The sequence below is a fragment of the Mycobacterium sp. ENV421 genome (assembly GCF_002887815.1).
Taxonomy (GTDB): domain Bacteria; phylum Actinomycetota; class Actinomycetes; order Mycobacteriales; family Mycobacteriaceae; genus Mycobacterium.
Window position 1 is genome coordinate 297122 of the sequence record NZ_PDHO01000002.1, and the last position, 19604, is coordinate 316725.

A 19604-nucleotide genomic window follows, 5' to 3' on the forward strand; every position below is an offset into this window, starting at 1 on the left:
GCGAATCGAGCCCCGTCGCAACGGAATGGCGATGTTGGACAACGAAGTGTCAACGACCATCACCGACACCAGACCGCGGACGGGCACAACGGTGTCAGCGACAACATGCAACATCAGCAACAGCCAACGGGCCAACGGCAATGAGGGCCAAAATGTGGCCCTCGCCGTAACCGGTCGCCGAATGCATGGCGCGAAGCTTAACAGAGTTCCGATGGACGACCGGCGGAGGTATCAGCGGTTGACCAGCCACAGGACGATGATCAAGACCAGCAGGGCCACCAGGGCGAGCGTCACGCGTGATCGTGGCATCCCGGTCACTCCTGCCGCCGGTCGGCGTGACGCACCCGGCGCACCAGCCGCATGCCGTTGCCGAGCAGCGCATCGATCACCACCGCGATGACGTAGGCGAGCAGCAGAACGACCGGCATCACGACGATGGTCTGAACGACGAAACCCAGCCCGGACAACCACAGTTCGACGCCGTCCCACCAGCTCAGCACTCCCTGCATTGCTCCAGCGTAGGCGGTGCCTGCCTGCGGGTCTTTGCCGCGGTAACAGCAAAGCCACGGATCGGGGCATAAGTAGACGGCAACAGGGTCGGCGTTCGATGATGTCCAGATGGTCCTCCAAGCCCAGCCAGCCGGTGAGAACACCGACGCCGTGCGCGTCCAGGCGCCCGCGCCGTTGTCCGTGACCGCCCCGGTGCCCTATGCCTCGCCGGCTGCGCTGCGCAACCCGTTCCCACCGATCGCGGACTACGGCTTCCTCTCCGACTGCGAGAACACCTGTCTGATCTCGTCGGCGGGCGCCGTGGAGTGGCTGTGCGTTCCCCGGCCCGACTCCCCCAGCGTTTTCGGGGCGATTCTGGACCGCGGCGCCGGGCATTTCCGGCTGGGCCCCTACGGTGTGTCGGTTCCGGCGGCCCGCCGTTATCTACCGGGCAGCCTCATCTTGGAGACCACCTGGCAGACGCACACCGGCTGGCTGATCGTGCGCGAAGCACTCGTGATGGGCCCGTGGCACGACATCGAGGCCCGGTCGCGGACCCACCGGCGCACCCCCATGGACTGGGACGCCGAGCACATCCTGCTGCGCACGGTGCGCTGTGTGAGCGGCACGGTCGAAGTGGTGATGAACTGCGAACCGTCCTTCGACTACGGCCGGGTCAACGCCGCCTGGGAGTACTCGGCCAGCGCCTACGGCGAGGCGATCGCGCGGGCCAGGACCGATCCTGACGCGCATCCGACGCTGCGGCTGACCACGAACCTTCGCATCGGCCTCGAGGGCCGGGAAGCACGCGCCCGCACCCGCCTCAAAGAAGGCGACAACGTGTTCGTCGCCCTGTCCTGGTCGAAGCATCCGTCGCCGCAGACCTACGAGGAAGCCGCCGACAAGATGTGGCAGACCAGCGAGGCGTGGCGGCAGTGGATCAACATCGGCGACTTCCCCGATCACCCGTGGCGGTCGTATCTGCAACGCAGCGCGCTCACCCTCAAGGGTCTGACGTATTCGCCGACCGGCGCACTGCTGGCCGCGTCCACCACGTCGCTGCCGGAAACACCTCAGGGCGAACGCAATTGGGATTACCGCTATGCCTGGGTGCGGGACTCGACGTTCGCGCTGTGGGGTCTGTACACCCTGGGTCTGGATCGTGAGGCCGACGACTTCTTCTCCTTCATCGCCGACGTCTCCGGCGCCAACAACGGTGAACGGCATCCGCTGCAGGTGATGTACGCCGTCGGCGGGGAACGCGAACTGGTCGAAGAGGAGCTGCACCACCTGTCCGGCTACGACAACGCCCGGCCGGTGCGCATCGGCAACGGCGCCTACAACCAGATGCAGCACGACATCTGGGGCACCATGCTGGACTCGGTGTACCTGCACGCCAAGTCGCGCGAACAGATCTCCGATCAGCTCTGGCCGGTGCTCAAGGAGCAGGTCGAAGAGGCGATCAAACACTGGCGGGAACCCGACCGGGGCATCTGGGAGGTGCGCGGCGAACCCCAGCACTTCACCTCGTCGAAGGTGATGTGCTGGGTGGCGCTGGATCGCGGCTCGAAGCTGGCCGAACTGGTCGGCGAGAAGAGCTACGCGCAGCAGTGGCGAGCAATCGCCGAGGAGATCAAGGCCGACATCCTGACGCACGGCGTCGACGACCGCGGGGTGCTCACCCAGCGGTACGGCGACGACGCCCTGGATGCGTCACTGCTGTTGGTGCCGTTGGTGCGGTTCCTGCCGTCGGACGACCCGCGGGTGCGGGCCACGGTGCTGGCGATCGCCGACGAGCTCACCGAGGACGGTCTGGTGCTGCGCTACCGCGTCGAGGAAACCGACGACGGCCTGTCCGGCGAGGAGGGATCGTTCACGATCTGCTCGTTCTGGCTGGTGTCGGCGCTGGTCGAGATCGGCGAGGTCAGCCGGGCCCGGCATCTGTGCGAACGGCTGCTGTCCTTCGCCAGCCCGCTGCATCTGTACGCCGAGGAGATCGAACCGCGCACCGGCCGGCATCTGGGTAACTTCCCGCAGGCGTTCACCCACCTGGCGTTGATCAACGCCGTGGTGCACGTGATCCGCGCCGAGGAAGAGGCCGACAGCACGGGCGTGTTCCAGCCGGCCAACGCCCCGATGTAGGCGGATGGCCTACAAATGGGCAGATGTAGGCGGAGGTCGTCACCCCAGCCGGTCGACCTTCAGAGCCGCTTCGACCCGTTCGAGGAGAGCTTTCGCGGCCGCGGCATCCTGTCGATCTCCCCGGAGGCCGTTGTCCATCAGCTGGGACCACTGCCGCCGCAGGCGCTCGAGGTTCTCGGCAGCCCGATCGGTCGGGTACAGATTCACGCCGCGCGCGTCGTGCGGATCGGCACGGCGTTCGACGAAGCCGCGGTTCTCCAAGCTTCGGAGCGCGGTGGACATATTGCTGCGCTGCAGGCCGGTCGCCCGGGCCAGGTCGCTGGGCGTGACGCCCGGGTGGTGGTCGATGTGCCGCATCAAGTGGGCTTCCGACGCCGTCAACTCGACGATGTCGGCGTCCGATGCAGCTGCCGTGTCGAGGTGGAGTCGAAGCTCCCGCGCCACTCCGATGATCGCCTCGGCGAGATCGGCCAACTCACCATCCATGGACAAATCCTAGCGCATTAGTTATTCTTTGATAGTTATTTTCTCATAACTATCTAGATGAGGTTCTTTCATGACGACCGCCACCCGGGACACCCAGACCCACGAGACCGCGATCTCGCCGTGGCTGCTGGTGGTACTCGCGCTGCTCAATGCGGTCGCACCGGTGGCCACCGACCTCTACCTCCCCGCCTTCCCGGAGATGACCGCCGAATTGCAGGCCAGCGCCACGGCCGTGCAGCTGACCCTGACGGCGTTCCTGCTCGGATTGACGTTCGGCCAGTTGCTGTTCGGCCCCCTGTCCGACCGACTGGGCCGGCGCACCCCGCTGATCGTCGGGGCGCTGCTGTGCGTGCTGGCCAGCGTCGTCGCCGCCACCGCCCCGAACATCGCCGTCCTCATCGCGGCCCGGTTCACCCAGGGCTTCACCGGCGCCGCGGGCATGGTGATCGGTCGCGCGGTGATCTCCGACCTCGCGGGCGGCAAGAGCGCGGGCCGGGCGTTCAGCCTGATGATGATCGTCGGCGGCGTCGCGCCGGTGGTCGCACCGTTCGCCGGCGGACTGCTGGTCGGCCCCGTCGGCTGGCGCGGCATCCTCTGGGTGGTCTGCGGCCTCACGGTGGCCATGCTGGTCGCGACCGTGGCCGTGGTGCGCGAATCACACCCGGCTCATCGTAGGGAAGAATTGAAAGCCGATGCCGCACACGGTATCTCGCCGTGGACAGCGCTACGGTCCCGGGCCTACATCGCCAACACGCTGGCCTTTGCGTTCGGTTTCTCGGTGATGATGGCCTACATCTCGGCCTCACCGTTCGTCTACCAGGTGATGGTGGGGCTCACCCCGACGCAGTACGGCGTCGCCTTCGGCATCAACGCACTGGGCATCGTCAGCGTCAGCTCGCTGTCGGCGCGGCTGAACCGGCGCATCGCCACCGCCACGCTGCTGGGTGTGGGCCTGGGCCTGACCATGGCCGCCACGCTCGTGCTACTCGGTCTGGTTCTCACCGGGGCACCGGCTTGGCTGATCCCCATCCCGATCTTCGTGGCCGTCGCATCCCAGGGCCTGATCCTCGGCAATGCCACCGCGCTGGCGCTGGCCGCAGTCCCCCGCGCTGCCGGCACGGGGTCGGCCGGCCTGGGCGCGCTGCAATTCGGACTCGGCGCCGCCGTCTCACCGCTGGTCAGCCTGGGCGGAGAGCACACCGCCCTGCCGCTGGCAGTGGTGATGGTGACCCTGGCGGTGCTGGCGCTGGCGGCCTTCCTCGTCGGCCGCCGGGTCAGCTGATCAGGCCTGGCTGAGCCGCGAGCACGAGATCCGTTGCACTACAACGCCTTCAAGAACGGTAGTTACTTCTTTGCCGCATTCTTGATCATGTCCGAGGCGATGGCACTGGCCTCGTCGGCGATGGAATTGCTACACGCCCATGCCTCGACCACCACGTTGGACGCCGAGGTCAGCGCGTGCTGGCAGCCCCATCCGCCGGCGTTGCGCTGAGTGGAGACCTGCGTCAGGACGTCACCGCTCACATCCGCAGCATCGATCTTCCAGGTGGAGTGCACGTCGGCGTTGTCGATGTCGATCGATGTGCCGCCGCACTTCTGCCACGTGGTGCGCGAGCTGTCGACGAACGCCGTGGCCTTCTCACTCGACGGATAGAGCACCGCGATCTGTTCGACCCAGTGCGCATTGTCGGCGGTCGGCTCCTGGAGCAACTGGTCGCGGACCGCCGTCCAGTCGCTGCCCTGGTACACCATCTGTTCGGCACCGTAGATCGCCCCGAGGCAGTCGACGTCGGACACTCCGTCGGAGTTGTCGCTCATGTTCTGCGAGGACCCGGTCACCCGGATCCCGGTGGCGCCCATGATGCCGTTCATCTCTCCCGCGCTGAGCAGCACCCGGTCGAGGTCGGACTCCGTGAGGGTGGGGACGTCAACGGACGTGGGGACGGCGCTGTCGGCGCGCAGTGCCGTACCCCCGACGGTGGACACGCAACCGGACAGCAGCACGCTGACCAGGACGGCGGCGCAGAACACGGGCATGCGGCTCACGCACGACATTGTCCCCCGGGCGACCCGCTCCAGTGGGTCAACGACCGATCACCGTCCGTGCGCGACCTTGTCCAGCATGGTTCCGGCCAGGCTCACGGCCCGGCCCGAGGGCCGCCGCTGACCGCCGGTGACCGCGGCGTCCACGTCCACCACGCAATCAGCCGCCAGCCCGATGGCCCGCTCGGTGGGGAACGACGCGTCGCCCTGGTTGTCGGAGTTGACCACCGTCGCAGACAACACCGGACCATCGACTCTCACGTCGGTGACCTTCTGGCGCATCTCGGCGCCGGCCGGGGTGGGCAGGGCGGAACGCACCGTCTTGCCTTCGCACGCCTTCCATTGGTTGACGAAAGCACCGAACATCCGTTGCGCCTCAGCATCGGAAGCGAATTGGACAACACCGGCATCCACGCTGGAAACGGTTTGGCCGCCACCGAAGTTCGAGAATTCCTGCCAGGCCGCCCGGCGCACGTCACCCACCTCGTACACCACGCGCATGAAGGGTGTGGCAGGCCCGAGACATTCGATGGGGTTGGCGGCGGCATTGTCGCGAATTCCGTTGGGCAGGGCATCGATTCCGCCGACGGTTGGCGATTCGCTGTCGGACAACGGATTCCCCGCTGCCCGGCTCACCTCCGCACCGGTGGGCAACACCTCGGCCAAATCGCGCAGGACAACACCGTCGTCTTGGCGTGCCGCCGAGCCGTCAAGGGTGCTCGTGCACCCTGCCAGCACAGCGATGCCGACCACGGCACCAACAATCGATCGCCCCCGAACGACAGCTTGGTCGCGTGTGATTGAGCCCTCGCCCCCTACTTCTTGGCCTTGTCGCCGGCCTTGTCCCCGGCCGAATCGGTGGACAGCGCGGCGACGAACGCCTCCTGAGGAACGTCGACCCGCCCGATCGTCTTCATCCGCTTCTTGCCCTCTTTCTGCTTCTCCAGCAGTTTGCGCTTACGGGTGATGTCACCGCCGTAGCACTTGGCGAGAACGTCCTTGCGGATCGCCCGAATGTTCTCGCGGGCAATGATTTTGGAGCCGATCGCAGCCTGCACCGGCACCTCGAACTGCTGACGCGGGATCAGCTCCTTGAGCTTGGTGGTCATCTTGTTGCCGTAGGCCTGCGCCGAATCCTTGTGCACGATCGCACTGAACGCATCGACGGCCTCACCCTGTAGCAGGATGTCCACCTTCACCAGCGCCGCCTCCTGCTCACCGGACTCTTCGTAGTCCAGGCTGGCATACCCACGGGTGCGCGATTTCAACGCATCAAAGAAGTCGAAGATGATCTCCCCCAACGGCATCGTGTAGCGCAGCTCGACACGCTCCGGCGAGAGGTAATCCATGCCGCCGAGTTCGCCGCGCCGCGACTGGCACAGCTCCATGATGGTTCCGATGAACTCACTGGGCGCGATCAGGGTGCATTTCACCACCGGCTCATACACTTCGCGGACCTTGCCCTCTGGCCAGTCCGACGGATTGGTCACGATCAGTTCGCTGCCGTCGTCCTTGATCACCCGGTAGACCACGTTCGGCGAGGTGGAGATCAGATCCAGGTCGAACTCGCGCTCGAGGCGTTCCCGGGTGATCTCCATGTGCAGCAGGCCGAGGAAGCCGCAGCGGAATCCGAAGCCCAACGCCACCGACGTCTCCGGCTCGTAGGTCAACGCGGCGTCGTTGAGTTGCAGCTTGTCGAGCGCCTCACGCAGATTCGGGTAGTCCGAGCCGTCGACCGGATACAGCCCCGAATAGACCATGGGTTTGGGCTCGCGGTACCCGGTGAGCGCTTCGGTGGCGCCGTGCCGCGCGCTGGTCACCGTGTCACCGACTTTGGACTGCCGGACGTCCTTCACGCCGGTGATCAGATAGCCCACCTCGCCGACGCCCAGCCCCGCGGTGGGTTTGGGCTCCGGCGAGACGATGCCCACCTCGAGCAGTTCGTGGGTGGCCCCGGTGGACATCATCTTGATCTTCTCGCGCGGGGTGATCTTGCCGTCGACCACGCGGACGTAGGTGACCACGCCGCGGTAGATGTCGTAGACCGAGTCGAAGATCATCGCCCGGGCCGGCGCGTCGGCATCTCCGGTCGGTGCGGGCACCAGACGCACGACCTCGTCGAGCAGCTCTCCCACGCCCTCGCCGGTCTTGCCGGACACCCGCAGCACGTCGCTCGGTTCGCAGCCGATGATGTGGGCGATCTCACCGGCGTAGCGGTCGGGGTCGGCGGCGGGCAGGTCGATCTTGTTGAGCACCGGGATGATCGTCAGATCGCGGTCCAGCGCGAGATACAGATTCGCCAGGGTCTGAGCTTCGATGCCCTGGGCGGCGTCGACCAGAAGCACCGCACCCTCGCAGGCCTCCAGCGCACGGGACACTTCGTAGGTGAAGTCGACGTGGCCCGGGGTGTCGATCAGGTGCAGGACGTACTTCTCGCCGTTGCTTTCCCAGGGCAGGCGCACATTCTGCGCCTTGATCGTGATGCCGCGTTCCCGCTCGATATCCATCCGGTCCAGGTACTGCGCGCGCATCGACCGCTCATCGACCACGCCGGTGAGCTGCAGCATCCGGTCGGCCAGCGTCGACTTCCCATGATCGATATGGGCGATGATGCAGAAGTTCCGAATCTGCGCCGGCGCGGTGAACGTCTGGTCGGCGAAACTGCTGATGGGAAATCTCCTGGTCGGGTGGTACTTCGAGGGGGCCCTCGGGCGTCTCCAGCGTATCGAGTAGGGCCCGGCCCGGCACAATCGCGCGCCACGAGGCTCGCGCGATCCGCCTATGCTCATCAGAATGGCGTCGCAGTGGAGGACGTTTCAGAGAATCGCGGAGCACCTCGTTTTCACCGAGGCGCCCAAGTTCATCCGACAGTTGCCGATACCCCAGGCCGTACCTCGGACCATCCAACAGGGCCTGCGGCTGGGCATCGAAGTTCTGGTGGCCAGCACCACCCCGATCGATCAGCCCGCCGCGATCACCGCGGGCCGCCCGGTCACCGACAACAGTGTCCCGACGGCGCATCGCGCCCGCCGGCTGGTCTACGCACCCGATCTCGACGGTCGAGCCGACCCTGGCGAGGTGGTCTGGACCTGGGTGGTCTACGAGGACGACCCGACCAAAGGCAAGGACCGGCCGGTGCTGGTGGTCGGCCGGGATCGCCGGACGCTGCTCGGGTTGATGCTGTCCAGCCAGGCCCACCACGCCGAGGACCGCAACTGGATCGCGATCGGCTCGGGCGGTTGGGACTACGACGGCCGCCCCAGCTGGGTGCGCCTGGACCGGGTGCTCGATGTTCCCGAAGAGGGCATCCGTCGCGAGGGCGCGATTCTGGATCAGCACACCTTCGAGCTGGTCGCTGCGCGGCTGCGCGCCGAATACTCCTGGAGTTGACGGTTGTGCCCGCGGTGCGCGGGCGCCCCTGACGTCACGGTCGAGATCGACGTGAGGGTTGTCGCCAGGCACGGATCACGACCCTGAGGTCGATCTCGGCGCAGAAGCGAGCCGCTACCCGCCCTGCGTGATGTAGGCCTGGAGATGCTCCTGCTCGGCCTGCAGCTGCTCCATCCGGTTCTTGACCACGTCCCCGATGCTGACGATGCCCACCAGCCGCCCGCCCTGCATCACCGGTACATGCCGCACCCGGTTGTTGGTCATCAGCGCGCTCAGGTCGTCGATCTGGTCGTCGGGCGAGCACGTCACCAGCACCGTGCTCATGATGTCGGCGACCGCGCTGCGGAGCAGGTCCGGACCGTGATCGTGCAGCGTGCGCACGACGTCGCGCTCCGAGACGATGCCGACCACGCCGCCGTCCGGGCCGACGACGACCATCGCGCCGATGTTGTGGATGACCAGCTCGGCCAGCAGGCCGGTGACCGTGGTGGTCTCGGTGACCGTGGCCACCGTCGTTCCCTTACTGCGAAGGATGTCGGCGATACGCATCGCCACCCCCTTGTGATGGATGTCACACCAGGTTAAGGCTTGTGAGAGCGCCGGGGAAGCAAACCGCATCGGTTGCGTTAAGACAGAACAGGCTGACCACGAGACAACAGGAGATCTGCATGGGCACCTTGCCGAAAACGGAGTTGGGCGACGGCTTGACGGTCAGCGCGATCGGGTTCGGCGGCATGGCGCTGACGCCGGTCTACGGCGCGGTCGACGACACCGAGTCACTGGCGACGCTGAACCACTGCCTGGACGTCGGGATGACCTTCATCGACACCGCCAACGTCTACGGCGGCGGCGCCAACGAACGACTGATCGGCCAGGTGCTGGCCGGCCGCCGCGACGAGGTCACGCTGGCGACGAAGTTCGGGATCGACGGTGACCCGACGACAGGCAAGCTCAAGGCCCGCGGTGACGCGGAGTACGTCCGGCGCTGTGTCGACGAGAGCCTGGGCCGGCTCGGCACCGACGTGATCGACCTCTACTACATGCACCGCCGCGACGTGTCGCTGCCGATCGAGGAGACGGTGGGCGCCATGGCCGAGCTGGTGACCGCGGGCAAGGTGCGCCACCTCGGCCTGTCGGAGGTGACTGCAGACGAGCTGCGGGCCGCGGCCGCCGTGCACCCGATCGCCGCCGTGCAGAGCGAATGGTCGATCTGGAGCCGCGACGTCGAACGCCATGTGGTGCCGGCGGCCGCCGAACTCGGCGTCGGCTTCGTGCCGTATTCGCCACTGGGACGCGGATTCCTCACCGGGACCATCCGGTCGGCGGCCGACCTCTCCTCGGCCGGGGACTTCCGCAGCCGCATACCGCGCTTCGCCGAAGACGTACTGGACGCCAATCTTGCTGTGGTGCAGGTGGTCAGCTCGATCGCCGACGAAGTGGGCGCGACGCCGGCGCAGGTTGCGCTGGCGTGGTTGCGACAGCGCGCCGAGGTCCTCGGTGTGGCGTCGGTGCCGATCCCGGGTACGCGACGCGCGGCCCGCGTCGACGAGAACGCCGCGTCGCTGGCGGTGCAGCTCAACCCCGATCAAGTGGTGGCCCTGGAGGCGGCCGGCGCCAGTGTGTCCGGCCACCGGTCCATCGATCCGAATTGGGTGTCCTCGGCGCGGGAGTGACCCCGGCGGTCACGTCCCCGACGAGGTTTGGCTCACCGACAAGGCCACCGCGGTGTCGTCGAATTGGGCAGCCTGAGCGCTGATCCGGCCGATCTCGCTGGGCCGCTTGAGCAATCCGCGAACCGAGATGATGGCAACCTGTTCGGCGACCCGGACCGCCTCGGCCACCCGGTCGCCCCCCTCGGTGTGCAGGCGGGTGCGCTTCTGCGCACCCTCATCGAAGTTCAGCAGCAACCCGGCGGTTTCCTCCCGGTCGCAGTCGATGAACTTGCCCTCCGCGATCGCCGCACCGATCAGGTCGGACACCCAGTCTTTGAGCCGCTCATAGTCGGTCCAGAACTGGTGGAAGTCGGCCCGCTGGTCGTGGGCGATGCGCTGGATCTCGTTGAAGTCGATCGGCGAGAGCGCCAACTGGATGGTGTCGAACCGCAACAGCCGGTAGAGCTTGACGGCCGGCGATCCCGAACCGGCACCGACCTCGGCGATGAACTTCAGCGGCGCCCGGTTCACCAGCAGCGTCTCCCCCAGCAGCTGCTCCTTGTTGCGGAACCAGTAGTACAGCGACGACTGCTGCAGGCCGGCGGCCCGCGCGATGTCGCTCATTGTGGTTTGCGCATAACCCTTTTCGGAGAACAGCCGGGTCGCGGCGTTGACGATCCCGGTGCGTGGCGAGGTCGTCGCCGCCGAATCGGCATCGTTGCGGGGCCGTCCGATCACGCGAACCCGTGACCGGTCCTGCGGTGTCGGCACGTCGCGAATTGTACGGCCGGGATCCGCCGTCATTCCAGCGGTGGGACTTCAGCGTGCGCACGCATCACCACGTCACGCGCTGCGGCCACGACGTCTGCCCACAACTGGAGGCCGTAGCTCTTCGACGCCCGCGACGGGTACCCGGTCACTCCGTTGGTGGAGACCTGCTGGACGGGATAACGGAACACCGTGCCCGCGGTGCGGTCGGGGTCGTCGGCATCGCGCATCGCGTCGACGTCCACCAGTTCCGGCCGGACCGCCAGCATCAGCGAGGTCTCCGCCGCATTGGCGTGCCAGTCGACCGCGTCCTCGGTGGCTCGCCGGGCGATGTCGGGTGTCAAGTCCCACCACTGCATGACGCCGATCCGCCGGTCGGGATGCTGTCGGCGAAACCGGTCGCAGGCCAACCACAATGGCGCGCTGTTACCGACGTGACCATTGACGAACAGGATGCGGCGCACCCCGGAGTCCGCACACGCCTCGCCGACCCGGACTGCCGCCGTCGCGATCTGGTCCCCGTCGAACGCCACCGTGCCAGGCAGCGCGGTCCCGTGAAAGAAGCTGGCGCCGAACGCGATCGCAGGCAACACGAGAGCGAGCTCACCGGCGGCAGCCTCGGCGATGGCGGTGGCCATGATGGTGTCGGTGCCCACCGGCAGATGCGGCCCATGCTGTTCGGTGGCGCCGACCGGAATCAGGGCCACGGTGTCGGGGTCGGCGGAAAGCCGGTGGGCGATCTGCACCGAGTTGAGGTCGTCCCAGCGACTGCTCATCAGAAGAACCGTAGGTAGCGCTCGGACTCCCACGACGAGACGTGTGCGTTGTAGGAATCCCACTCGAGCTTCTTCTCGGAGACGAACGAATCGTACATTGCGGTCCCGAACACGCTGTGCACCAACGGGTCCGCTTCGATCGCGTCGATGGCCTCACCCAGCGAGCGGGGCAGCCAGGTGATGCCGCGCTCGATCAGATCCGGTTCCGAGAGCCGGTAGAGGTTGTCGCGGTTGGGAGCACCGGGGTCGAGCCCCTCCCGGATCCCTTCCAGTCCGGCGGCCAGCATCAGGGCCGCACCCAGATATGGGTTGTTGGCGCTGTCGGCGGCGCGGCATTCGACACGGCCGCCGCCCCGGGGGATCCGCAGCATGTTGGTGCGGTTGTTGTCGCCGTAGCAGGCGAAGATCGGTGCCCACGTCAGACCGGACATGCTGCCCTGCTTGACCAGTCGCTTGTAGCTGTTGACCGTCGGCGCGATGACCGCGCAGATCGCCCGGGCGTGGCGCAGCACTCCGGCGATGAACTGGTAGCCGAGCGAGGAAAGCCCGCAGCCATGCGGATCGTCGCTGGATTCGAAGAGGTTGGTCCCACCGGCGTCGGCGAGCGACATGTTGTAATGCGCTCCGCTGCCCGTTCGATCGGCGAAGGGTTTGGGCATCCACGAGGCGAACAGGCCGTGCTTGCGGGCGATCTCGCCGACCATCATCCGGAAGAAGACGAACCGGTCCGCCATCGACACCGCATCGGTGTAGGTGAAGTCGGTCTCGAACTGACCGTTGCCGTCCTCGTGGTCGAAAGAGTAGACATCCCAGCCCAGTTCGTTCATCGCCGCGACGATCTCGTCGACCACGCCGAAGTTGTGCAGCATCCCACGCAGGTCGTAGCAGGGTTTGTCGAGGTTGTCGTCGGGGCTGGCCGGCTCCGGCACCCCGGTGCGATCCGACAGCAGGAAGAACTCCGTCTCGATCCCGAGGTTGAAGGTGTAGCCCAACGTCGCCGCCTCGGCGGTGACCCGCTTGAGGATCTGACGGCTACACGACTCGAACGGGCTGTCACCGATCCACAGATCGCCGGGAAACCACGCGATCTCGCGATTGAACGGCATGACGATCGCCGCGTCGAGGTCCGGGTGCGGCGCGACCTCGTCGTCGTTGACGTCCTGCGGCACACCGTCCAGGGCGGCGCCGGTGAACATCTCCGACCCGTTCGCGGCCTGCTCCAAATGGCCCAGCGGCACCATCTTCGCCTTCGGCTTGCCGTGCATGTCGACGAAACTGATCGCCGCGTAGCGGACTCCCGCGGCGGTCAGCTTCTCGGCGACCTCGCGGACGTCGGTGTGCGCCTGCCCGTTGAGCGTGCTTGTCATCTGTTCCCTTTCTCGCACCGGTCGACGCCACCGTAGCCACGCTCTGTAACTGCGCTGTTTCCAAATAATGAATGACCTATTGAAACTTGGCAGGCGATGACGGCTGTGAACAGAGCAGTTGGCGGTCATCGCCGGCACAGTTGTGTCAATAGGTCATTGAAAAGCGCCTGCGTAGTGAAACCCGCCATACCGAGGGCCAATTGCTCCCGAGCAGCTGCCCGGCAGGGTAGTAATTAACCCCATGATCGACGTCACGCTGCTCGGCACCGGAAGCCCGATGGTCGACCCGAATCGCGCCGGGCCGTCAACCCTGGTCAAAGCCGGCGACTCGCTGTTCCTGGTGGATTGCGGGCGGGGGGTGCTGATGCGGGCCGCCGCTGCGGGCGTCGGCGCCGCCAACATCACCGCGCTGCTGCTGACCCATCTGCACAGCGACCACATCACCGACCTGTCCGATGTGATCACCACCCGGTGGGTCACCACGTTCGTGCCCACCCCGCTGCCGATCATCGGCCCGCCCGGCACCAAAGCCGTCGTCGACGCGACGCTGGCGGCGTTGGCCCCCGACATCTCCTACCGCATCGGCCACCACCCCGACATCACCGAACCTCCGTCGATTCAGGTGCACGAGTACGCCTCCGGCCAGGTGTGGGACGACGGCGGCGTCCGGATCACCGCGGCGCCCACCGACCACCGTCCGGTCGAGCCGACACTCGGTTTCCGCGTCGAATACGACGGGGCGGCGGTGGTGCTGGCCGGTGACACCGTGCCCTGCGCCGGCCTCGACGAACTCGCCAAGGGGGCGAACGCACTGGTGCACACCGTCATCCGCGCGGATCTCGTCGAGCAGATGCCGGTTCAGCGGCTCCGGGACATCCTCGACTATCACTCGTCGGTCGAGCAGGCCGCCGCGACCGCCGCCCGCGCCGGGGTCGGCACACTGGTGCTCACCCACTATGTACCGCCCCTGGTGCCCGGCCAGGAGGACCAGTGGCGCGCGAAGGCGGCCACCGAGTTCAGTGGCCCGGTGGAGATCGGCAACGACCTGCTTCGGGTATCCGTCGGGAACTAAGCCGCGCCGTCGTCCGACTTATGGGCGATGACGACGACCGAGACTTCGACGCGCCGCGGTGACGCGGCTGTGCTGCGCCGGATCTGGCGGCTGCACTTCTGGGTGGGGCTGTTCGCCGCGCCGGTGCTGGTGGTGTTGGCCTGCAGCGGCCTGGTGATCCTCTACAGCCAGCCGCTGGACGCCCTGCTCAACCGGCACCTGCTCGTGGTCGAGCAGGGACCGCAGACGGTTCCCCTCGATGCGCAGGTGGCCACCGCCACCCAACACGCCGGCGCCGGAAGCACACTGGAAGCGGTCACCCCGCCGGACGGCCCGAACTCCTCGACCCGGGTGGACTTCTCCGCCGCCGACGCCAAGGGCTACCCGCAGGCCGAAGCCGACGTCATCCAGGTGTTCGTCGATCCCTACACGGGCGCCTATCTGGGGCAGCGCGATCAACTGTCCGGCCTGGTGGGCTGGGCCAATCAGCTGCACCGAATGTTCGGCAACGACGGCCCGCACATCCAGCTGCCGTCATTGGGACACCTCATCAATCCGTCCGCATATCCCGAGTCCACCATCCCGGTCGGGATCGGCAACCTCTGGATGGAGCTGACCGCGACCTGGATCCTGGTTCTGCTCGGCAGCGGGATCTATCTGTGGTGGCCGCGCGCCATCGAAGCCGCGAAACCGCTGCTGGGCGTGCGATGGCGCGCCGGCGGCCGGCTGCGGTGGCGCGATGTGCATGCGCTGACCGGTGTTGTCGTCGCGGTCATCCTGATCTGCTACATCCTGTCCGGGATGACCTGGACGCGCTATTGGGGTGAGAACTGGCGGGCGGTGACCGCGACGGTCACCCCGTCCACCGAAATCGACGCTCCCTCAACGCCGGCCAAGCTCGGCGACTACGACCGCCTGGGGCGCCGCATCGCCTGGGCCGCCACCGACGACCCGATCTACGCATCGCAGCCCACCGCGGGCGCGGCCCGGCTGTCCTACAACGACATTGACCGGATCGCGAAGGACGAGCACATGGTGCCCGGCTATTCGATCTTCCCACCAACGGACACGATGCAGGATGGCGCGACGGTCTACGGCAGCTACACGGTGGTCAACCGGTGGCCGCAACGCGTGTCCGAACAGCGGACGCTGTATCTGAACCAGTTCACCGGCGCCACCATCACCAACGCCACCGCCGCCCAGGACGGTGCCCTGTCCCGGCTGACGAGCTTCGGGATCGCCATGCACATGGGCAACCAGATGGGTTGGCTCACCCGCATTTCGGCCACCGTCGCCTGCCTCGGGGTTCTCCTCAGCGCGGCGACCGGAGTGCTGATGTGGTGGAAACGCCGCCCCACCGGCGCCAGCGGGCTGCCCGGACCGGCCAGCGAATCCACCCGGGCGAACACCCCGAAGAAGGCGATGATCACAGTGGCCGTGATCGCGGTCGTTCTCGGAATCCTGTTCCCGGCCTTCGGTATTTCGCTGCTGGTGGTGCTGGTGGCCGAAGCGATCATCAGTGCCCGGCGGCCACCGTCCGATCACGCCAGTCTGGTGACCTCCACGATCACATCGAGATCGGTCGAGCCCTCACCGGAGTAGATGCCCTTCAGTGGGGTGACGTCGGCGTAGTCCCGGCCGACGCCGACGCTGATGTACTGCTCGTTGATCTCCGCATCGTTGGTCGGGTCGTAGTTCCACCAGCCACCGGTCCAGGCCTGGATCCACGCGTGGCTCTGCCCGTCGATGGTGTCGCCGATCACGGCATCGCGGTTAGGGTGCAGATACCCCGACACATACCGGGCCGGAATTCCCATGCCGCGCAACAGGATCAGCGTCAGATGGGCGAAGTCCTGGCATACACCCTTGCCTTCACGGAGTGCGTCGAGACCCGACGAGTGCACCCCGGTGGTACCGGGAACGTAACTGAGTTCGCTGTGCGCCCACTGGGCGGCGGCGATCACGGCCTGCACCGGATCGTTCTCCTTGATGATGCGTCTGCCGACCCGCTCGAGTCGCCGGCTGGCCGGCGTGTAGTGCGTCGGAGTCAGCACCTCGTCGAAACGGTCCCGGACCGCCGCGGAGGCCAATTCGTCCCACGTCACCTCCTCGCTCGGAGCTTCCGGTTTGTCGGTCTCGACCACCGATGACGCGGTCACCTCCAACTCGGTGTGCGGCGCGTGCAGGTCGAAAGCCGTTACCGCCGTGCCCCAATAGTCGACATAACGGTAATTGCGGGTGGCCGGTATGGTCTCCACGCGGTTGAGGATGACGTTCTGCCGGGAGTCCGAGCGCGGCGTCAGCCGAGCCTCGTTGTACGACGCGGTGACCGGTGACTTGTAGGCGTACCCCGTCGCGTGTACGACCCGCATCCGCCACATCAGATCTCCCCTTCCTCGATGACCAGCGCACCGCGTTGCCCGGCATCGGACCACGCGACCCACGGCGCGGAGTGAAAGTACTGCAGCGCCACCGCTTCTCCGACGTCGCGACAGGTTGCCTGCAGCCCGGCCAGCCGTTCCTCCAGCGACTCGAGCAGCACGCCCGGACGGATGAACTCCAACTCGCTGCGGGCACGACCGAGTAGACGCTGCGCCTCTGCGGTGGACCCCAGCCGGTTGTGCGGGCGGTGCATGAGCTCGTCGAGGCTGTGCTCGGCCAGCTTCAGCGAGTAGTAGATCGACCGCGGGAAAAGCCGGTCCAGCAACATGAATTCGACAACCCGGCTGGCGTCGAGCACACCGCGGTAGGTGCGCAAATACGTGTCGTGGGCACCCGCCGATCGCAACACCGTCACCCAGGCCGGTGACGAGGCGCTGTCCCCCACCCGGGACAGCAGCAGCCGCACCGTCATGTCGACCCGCTCGATAGCGCGTCCGAGCACCAGGAAGCGGTACCCGTCGTCGCGGGACAGCGTCGAGTCAGCCAACCCCGCGAACATCGCAGCCCGGCCCTCGATGAAGCTGAAGAACTCGTGCGGGCCCAGCCGGCGGGCCGCCCGCTCCCGTTCGGCCAGCGCGTTATACGTGGTGTTCAGACACTCCCACATGTCGCTGGATGTGACTTCCCTTGCCGAACGGGCGTTTTCACGGGCCGCCGAGATCGCCTCGACGATCGAGCAGCCGCCCGCGGTGTCGCGGCTGAATGCCACCAGATCAGTCAGCGACCACAGGTCGAGCTCATGTTTCGGCGACTCGATGCCCAGCACCTGTAAGAGAATCCGAGAGGTCTGGTCGGGATCGACGCTCGAGTCCTCGAGCAGCTGGTGCACAGTCACATCGAGGATGCGGGCGATGTCGTCGGCGCGCTCGACGTAGCGTCCGATCCAGTAGAGCGCCTCGGCGTTACGGGCCAGCATCAGCGCATCACCTGCTGTTGCTGTTGCTGCTGTTGGCCTTGTTGCTGCTGACCGGACGACTCGGGGCCTTTCTCGGCGACCGCCGCCTTGCCGGGTTTCGGAATCTTGCGCACCACCTCGGCATCGCCGAGTTCGCGGGCCGCCACCGATGTCTTGGAGGCCAGCACCCAGGTGTCCTTGGATCCCCCGCCCTGGCTGGAGTTGACCACCAGCGACCCCTCGATCAGCGCGGTGCGGGTGAGTCCACCGGGCAGCACCCAGACGTCCTCGCCGTCATTGACGGCGAATGGCCGCAGATCGACGTGGCGCGGGGCCAGCGCGTCGCCGACCTTGGTGGGCACCGTCGACAGCTGGACCACCGGCTGCGCGATCCAGCCGCGAGGATCGGCGATCACCTTCTTGCGGATGGTCGCCAACTCCTTGTCGGACGCGTCCGGGCCGAAGACGATGCCGTAGCCGCCCGATCCCTCGACGGGTTTGATCACCAGTTCGTCGACCCGGTCGAGCACTTCGTCGCGTTCCTCGTCGAGCCAGCAGCGGAACGTGTCGACGTTGGCCAGCAACGGCTTTTCACCGAGGTAGTACTCGATGATCGTCGGCACGTAGGTGTAGACCAGTTTGTCGTCGCCGACGCCGTTGCCGACCGCGCTGGAGATCACGACGTTGCCGGCACGTGCGGCATTCAGCAGGCCCGCAACGCCGAGCACCGAGTCGGGACGGAACTGCATGGGGTCGAGGTAGTCGTCGTCGATGCGGCGGTAGATGACATCGACCTGGCGCTCGCCTTCGGTGGTGCGCATGTAGACGACGTTGTCTCGACAGAACAGGTCGCGCCCCTCGACCAGTTCCACGCCCATCTGCCGAGCCAGCAGGGAGTGTTCGAAGTAGGCCGAGTTGAACGGCCCCGGGGTGAGCACGACGACCGTCGGATCGGCTTCGTTGGTGGCCGCGGCGTTGCGCAGCGCCCGCAGCAGGTGCGAGGAGTAGTCACCGACCGCGCGTACCCGGTGGGTGGCGAACAGGTTGGGGAACACCCGGGCCATCGTGCGCCGGTTCTCCATCACGTAGGACACGCCCGACGGGGACCGCAGGTTGTCTTCGAGGACCCGGAAGGTGCCCTGGGCGTCGCGAACCAGGTCGATGCCGGCGACGTGGATGCGCACCCCGTTGGGCGGGCTGATGCCGGCGGCCTGCCGGTGAAAGTGCTCGCAGGAGGTGACCAGTCGGCGCGGGATGACCCCATCGCGCAGGATTTCCTGGTCGCCATAGATGTCGTCGAGGTACATCTCCAGGGCCTTGACCCGTTGGGTGATGCCCCGTTCGAGCCGGGACCACTCGGCGGCGGAGATCACCCGGGGCACCAGGTCGAGCGGGAAGGGCCGCTCCTGCCCGGACAGCGAGAACGTGATGCCCTGATCGATGAACGCCCGGCCCAGCGCCTCGGCCCTGGCCTCGAGCTCCTCGGCGTCGGACGGCGCGAGTTCGGCGAAAATTCCCTTGTACGGCCCACGGACGTTGCCCTGGTTGTCGAACATCTCGTCGAAGGCCTTGGCATAGGAGCCGAGGTTGTTGTAGCCGCCGAAGATATGGTCGTGGCGCCGGGGTTGTCGCGACCCATTGCGCGACGACCGGTTGGTTTCCGAAGGCAGGGTTCGCAGGCTCACGTGTCCCATGCTGCCGCACGTTCTCCGTTTCGGCAGGCCAGTGGCCTCCATTTTGTGAGTTCAGGGCCCCCACTGGTACTCTGAGCAGTCGCTGCCCGAGGGCCTGACGGCCCCGGCAAGACTGACGAACCCAAGCTTGAAGACGAGGAACTTACGCGTGGCCAACATCAAGTCGCAGGAAAAGCGCATCCGCACCAACGAGCGGCGCCGGGTGCGCAACAAGTCGGTGAGGAGTGCGCTGCACACCGCGATCCGCGGGTTCCGGACGGCCGCTGCTGAGGGCGACAAGGACAAGGCCGCCGAGCTGCTCGTGTCGACCAGCCGCAAGCTGGACAAGGCCGCCAGCAAGGGCGTCATTCACAAGAATCAGGCGGCCAACAAGAAGTCCGCGCTGGCGCAGGCCTTCAACAAGATCTGA

General features: G+C 66.7%; 19 protein-coding genes and 1 pseudogene. 7 read left to right on the top strand and 13 right to left on the bottom strand.

Annotation, left to right across the window (positions count from 1 at the left end; genetic code table 11):
* Positions 1-94: 94 nt before the first annotated feature.
* Positions 95-382 carry an Ms4533A family Cys-rich leader peptide gene (locus CRM90_RS31420; RefSeq protein WP_353616971.1) on the bottom strand — a complete coding sequence of 96 codons (288 nt, stop codon included), beginning with the start codon at positions 380-382 and terminating at the stop codon, positions 95-97.
* A complete protein-coding gene (locus CRM90_RS03665; protein WP_102805629.1) occupies positions 315-509 on the bottom strand; it encodes a hypothetical protein in 195 nt (64 codons plus the stop codon). The genes CRM90_RS31420 and CRM90_RS03665 overlap by 68 nt, the downstream gene beginning before the upstream one ends.
* Before the next feature lie 109 nt (positions 510-618).
* Here CRM90_RS03665 and CRM90_RS03670 point away from each other — a divergent pair, with 109 nt between their 5' ends.
* The gene (locus tag CRM90_RS03670) at positions 619-2631 is read left to right on the top strand and encodes a glycoside hydrolase family 15 protein (protein WP_233209145.1); all 2013 of its coding nucleotides are present in this window, start codon (positions 619-621) and stop codon (positions 2629-2631) included.
* Positions 2632-2670: 39 nt separating this feature from the next.
* Here CRM90_RS03670 and CRM90_RS03675 read toward each other — a convergent pair whose 3' ends face one another.
* Positions 2671-3117, bottom strand: a complete 447-nt coding sequence (locus tag CRM90_RS03675; protein WP_102805630.1) for a MarR family winged helix-turn-helix transcriptional regulator — start codon at positions 3115-3117, stop codon at positions 2671-2673.
* 70 nt (positions 3118-3187) lie between these two features.
* Between CRM90_RS03675 and CRM90_RS03680 the strand changes: the two genes are divergently transcribed.
* Positions 3188-4399 carry a multidrug effflux MFS transporter gene (locus CRM90_RS03680; RefSeq protein WP_102805631.1) on the top strand — a complete coding sequence of 404 codons (1212 nt, stop codon included), beginning with the start codon at positions 3188-3190 and terminating at the stop codon, positions 4397-4399.
* A gap of 62 nt (positions 4400-4461) precedes the next feature.
* Here CRM90_RS03680 and CRM90_RS03685 read toward each other — a convergent pair whose 3' ends face one another.
* The 3 genes and pseudogenes from CRM90_RS03685 to lepA all read right to left on the bottom strand — a co-directional run bounded on the left by CRM90_RS03685 (position 4462) and on the right by lepA (position 7911).
* Positions 4462-5172, bottom strand: a complete 711-nt coding sequence (locus CRM90_RS03685) for a sensor domain-containing protein (protein ID WP_102805632.1) — start codon at positions 5170-5172, stop codon at positions 4462-4464.
* A gap of 39 nt (positions 5173-5211) precedes the next feature.
* Positions 5212-5913 (bottom strand): sensor domain-containing protein, encoded by a 702-nt coding sequence (locus CRM90_RS03690; protein ID WP_158248978.1) that lies wholly within the window; start codon positions 5911-5913, stop codon positions 5212-5214.
* A 62-nt stretch (positions 5914-5975) separates the two neighbouring features.
* A pseudogene (lepA, locus tag CRM90_RS03695) lies at positions 5976-7911 on the bottom strand (translation elongation factor 4).
* Between the two features lie 42 nt (positions 7912-7953).
* Between lepA and CRM90_RS03700 the strand changes: the two are divergent.
* The gene (locus CRM90_RS03700) at positions 7954-8550 is read left to right on the top strand and encodes a type II toxin-antitoxin system PemK/MazF family toxin (RefSeq protein WP_102805779.1); all 597 of its coding nucleotides are present in this window, start codon (positions 7954-7956) and stop codon (positions 8548-8550) included.
* Between the two features lie 114 nt (positions 8551-8664).
* On the opposite strand, the gene CRM90_RS03705 is transcribed toward CRM90_RS03700, so the two are convergent.
* Positions 8665-9099: a CBS domain-containing protein gene (locus CRM90_RS03705; protein ID WP_102805780.1), complete on the bottom strand. Its 435-nt coding sequence runs from the start codon at positions 9097-9099 to the stop codon at positions 8665-8667.
* Between the two features lie 119 nt (positions 9100-9218).
* Between CRM90_RS03705 and CRM90_RS03710 the strand changes: the two genes are divergently transcribed.
* The gene (locus CRM90_RS03710) at positions 9219-10223 is read left to right on the top strand and encodes an aldo/keto reductase (RefSeq protein ID WP_102805634.1); all 1005 of its coding nucleotides are present in this window, start codon (positions 9219-9221) and stop codon (positions 10221-10223) included.
* 9 nt (positions 10224-10232) lie between these two features.
* Here CRM90_RS03710 and CRM90_RS03715 read toward each other — a convergent pair whose 3' ends face one another.
* Genes CRM90_RS03715 through glnT form a run of 3 tightly spaced genes read right to left on the bottom strand, consistent with a single transcriptional unit; the run spans position 10233 to position 13113 of the window.
* Positions 10233-10973, bottom strand: a complete 741-nt coding sequence (locus tag CRM90_RS03715; protein WP_233209146.1) for a TetR/AcrR family transcriptional regulator — start codon at positions 10971-10973, stop codon at positions 10233-10235.
* Between the two features lie 29 nt (positions 10974-11002).
* Positions 11003-11746: a creatininase family protein gene (locus CRM90_RS03720; RefSeq protein ID WP_102805636.1), complete on the bottom strand. Its 744-nt coding sequence runs from the start codon at positions 11744-11746 to the stop codon at positions 11003-11005.
* Positions 11746-13113, bottom strand: coding sequence for a type III glutamate--ammonia ligase (glnT, locus tag CRM90_RS03725; RefSeq protein WP_102805637.1), 1368 nt, complete (start codon positions 13111-13113; stop codon positions 11746-11748). Before glnT ends, CRM90_RS03720 begins: the two co-directional genes overlap by 1 nt.
* Positions 13114-13354: 241 nt before the next feature.
* Between glnT and CRM90_RS03730 the strand changes: the two genes are divergently transcribed.
* Both CRM90_RS03730 and CRM90_RS03735 read left to right on the top strand, forming a co-directional pair.
* The gene (locus tag CRM90_RS03730) at positions 13355-14185 is read left to right on the top strand and encodes a ribonuclease Z (RefSeq protein ID WP_102805638.1); all 831 of its coding nucleotides are present in this window, start codon (positions 13355-13357) and stop codon (positions 14183-14185) included.
* A 27-nt stretch (positions 14186-14212) separates the two neighbouring features.
* Complete coding sequence (locus tag CRM90_RS03735; RefSeq protein WP_102805639.1) at positions 14213-15766, top strand: PepSY-associated TM helix domain-containing protein; 1554 nt, start codon at positions 14213-14215, stop codon at positions 15764-15766.
* Here CRM90_RS03735 and CRM90_RS03740 read toward each other — a convergent pair.
* Genes CRM90_RS03740 through CRM90_RS03750 form a run of 3 tightly spaced genes read right to left on the bottom strand, consistent with a single transcriptional unit; the run spans position 15706 to position 19195 of the window.
* On the bottom strand, positions 15706-16545 hold the full coding sequence (locus CRM90_RS03740) for a transglutaminase family protein (protein WP_102805640.1): 840 nt from the start codon (positions 16543-16545) through the stop codon (positions 15706-15708). The two genes, CRM90_RS03735 and CRM90_RS03740, sit on opposite strands and share 61 nt — an antisense overlap.
* Positions 16545-17522, bottom strand: a complete 978-nt coding sequence (locus CRM90_RS03745; protein WP_102805641.1) for an alpha-E domain-containing protein — start codon at positions 17520-17522, stop codon at positions 16545-16547. The genes CRM90_RS03740 and CRM90_RS03745 overlap by 1 nt, the downstream gene beginning before the upstream one ends.
* A complete protein-coding gene (locus CRM90_RS03750; RefSeq protein WP_199189762.1) occupies positions 17522-19195 on the bottom strand; it encodes a circularly permuted type 2 ATP-grasp protein in 1674 nt (557 codons plus the stop codon). The genes CRM90_RS03745 and CRM90_RS03750 overlap by 1 nt, the downstream gene beginning before the upstream one ends.
* A 148-nt stretch (positions 19196-19343) precedes the next feature.
* Here CRM90_RS03750 and rpsT point away from each other — a divergent pair, with 148 nt between their 5' ends.
* Positions 19344-19604: a 30S ribosomal protein S20 gene (gene rpsT / locus CRM90_RS03755; protein WP_102805642.1), complete on the top strand. Its 261-nt coding sequence runs from the start codon at positions 19344-19346 to the stop codon at positions 19602-19604.

Excerpts from the sequence above, each read along its gene's own strand:
- CRM90_RS31420 (WP_353616971.1), bottom strand. The coding sequence starts at position 382 with ATGCGCTGCTCGGCAACGGCATGCGGCTGGTGCGCCGGGTGCGTCACG.
- CRM90_RS03665 (WP_102805629.1), bottom strand. The coding sequence starts at position 509 with ATGCAGGGAGTGCTGAGCTGGTGGGACGGCGTCGAACTGTGGTTGTCC.
- CRM90_RS03670 (WP_233209145.1), top strand. The coding sequence starts at position 619 with ATGGTCCTCCAAGCCCAGCCAGCCGGTGAGAACACCGACGCCGTGCGC.
- CRM90_RS03675 (WP_102805630.1), bottom strand. The coding sequence starts at position 3,117 with ATGGATGGTGAGTTGGCCGATCTCGCCGAGGCGATCATCGGAGTGGCG.
- CRM90_RS03680 (WP_102805631.1), top strand. The coding sequence starts at position 3,188 with ATGACGACCGCCACCCGGGACACCCAGACCCACGAGACCGCGATCTCG.
- CRM90_RS03685 (WP_102805632.1), bottom strand. The coding sequence starts at position 5,172 with ATGTCGTGCGTGAGCCGCATGCCCGTGTTCTGCGCCGCCGTCCTGGTC.
- CRM90_RS03700 (WP_102805779.1), top strand. The coding sequence starts at position 7,954 with ATGGCGTCGCAGTGGAGGACGTTTCAGAGAATCGCGGAGCACCTCGTT.
- CRM90_RS03705 (WP_102805780.1), bottom strand. The coding sequence starts at position 9,099 with ATGCGTATCGCCGACATCCTTCGCAGTAAGGGAACGACGGTGGCCACG.
- CRM90_RS03710 (WP_102805634.1), top strand. The coding sequence starts at position 9,219 with ATGGGCACCTTGCCGAAAACGGAGTTGGGCGACGGCTTGACGGTCAGC.
- CRM90_RS03720 (WP_102805636.1), bottom strand. The coding sequence starts at position 11,746 with ATGAGCAGTCGCTGGGACGACCTCAACTCGGTGCAGATCGCCCACCGG.
- glnT (WP_102805637.1), bottom strand. The coding sequence starts at position 13,113 with ATGACAAGCACGCTCAACGGGCAGGCGCACACCGACGTCCGCGAGGTC.
- CRM90_RS03730 (WP_102805638.1), top strand. The coding sequence starts at position 13,355 with ATGATCGACGTCACGCTGCTCGGCACCGGAAGCCCGATGGTCGACCCG.
- CRM90_RS03735 (WP_102805639.1), top strand. The coding sequence starts at position 14,213 with ATGACGACGACCGAGACTTCGACGCGCCGCGGTGACGCGGCTGTGCTG.
- CRM90_RS03740 (WP_102805640.1), bottom strand. The coding sequence starts at position 16,545 with ATGTGGCGGATGCGGGTCGTACACGCGACGGGGTACGCCTACAAGTCA.
- CRM90_RS03745 (WP_102805641.1), bottom strand. The coding sequence starts at position 17,522 with ATGCTGGCCCGTAACGCCGAGGCGCTCTACTGGATCGGACGCTACGTC.
- CRM90_RS03750 (WP_199189762.1), bottom strand. The coding sequence starts at position 19,195 with ATGGGACACGTGAGCCTGCGAACCCTGCCTTCGGAAACCAACCGGTCG.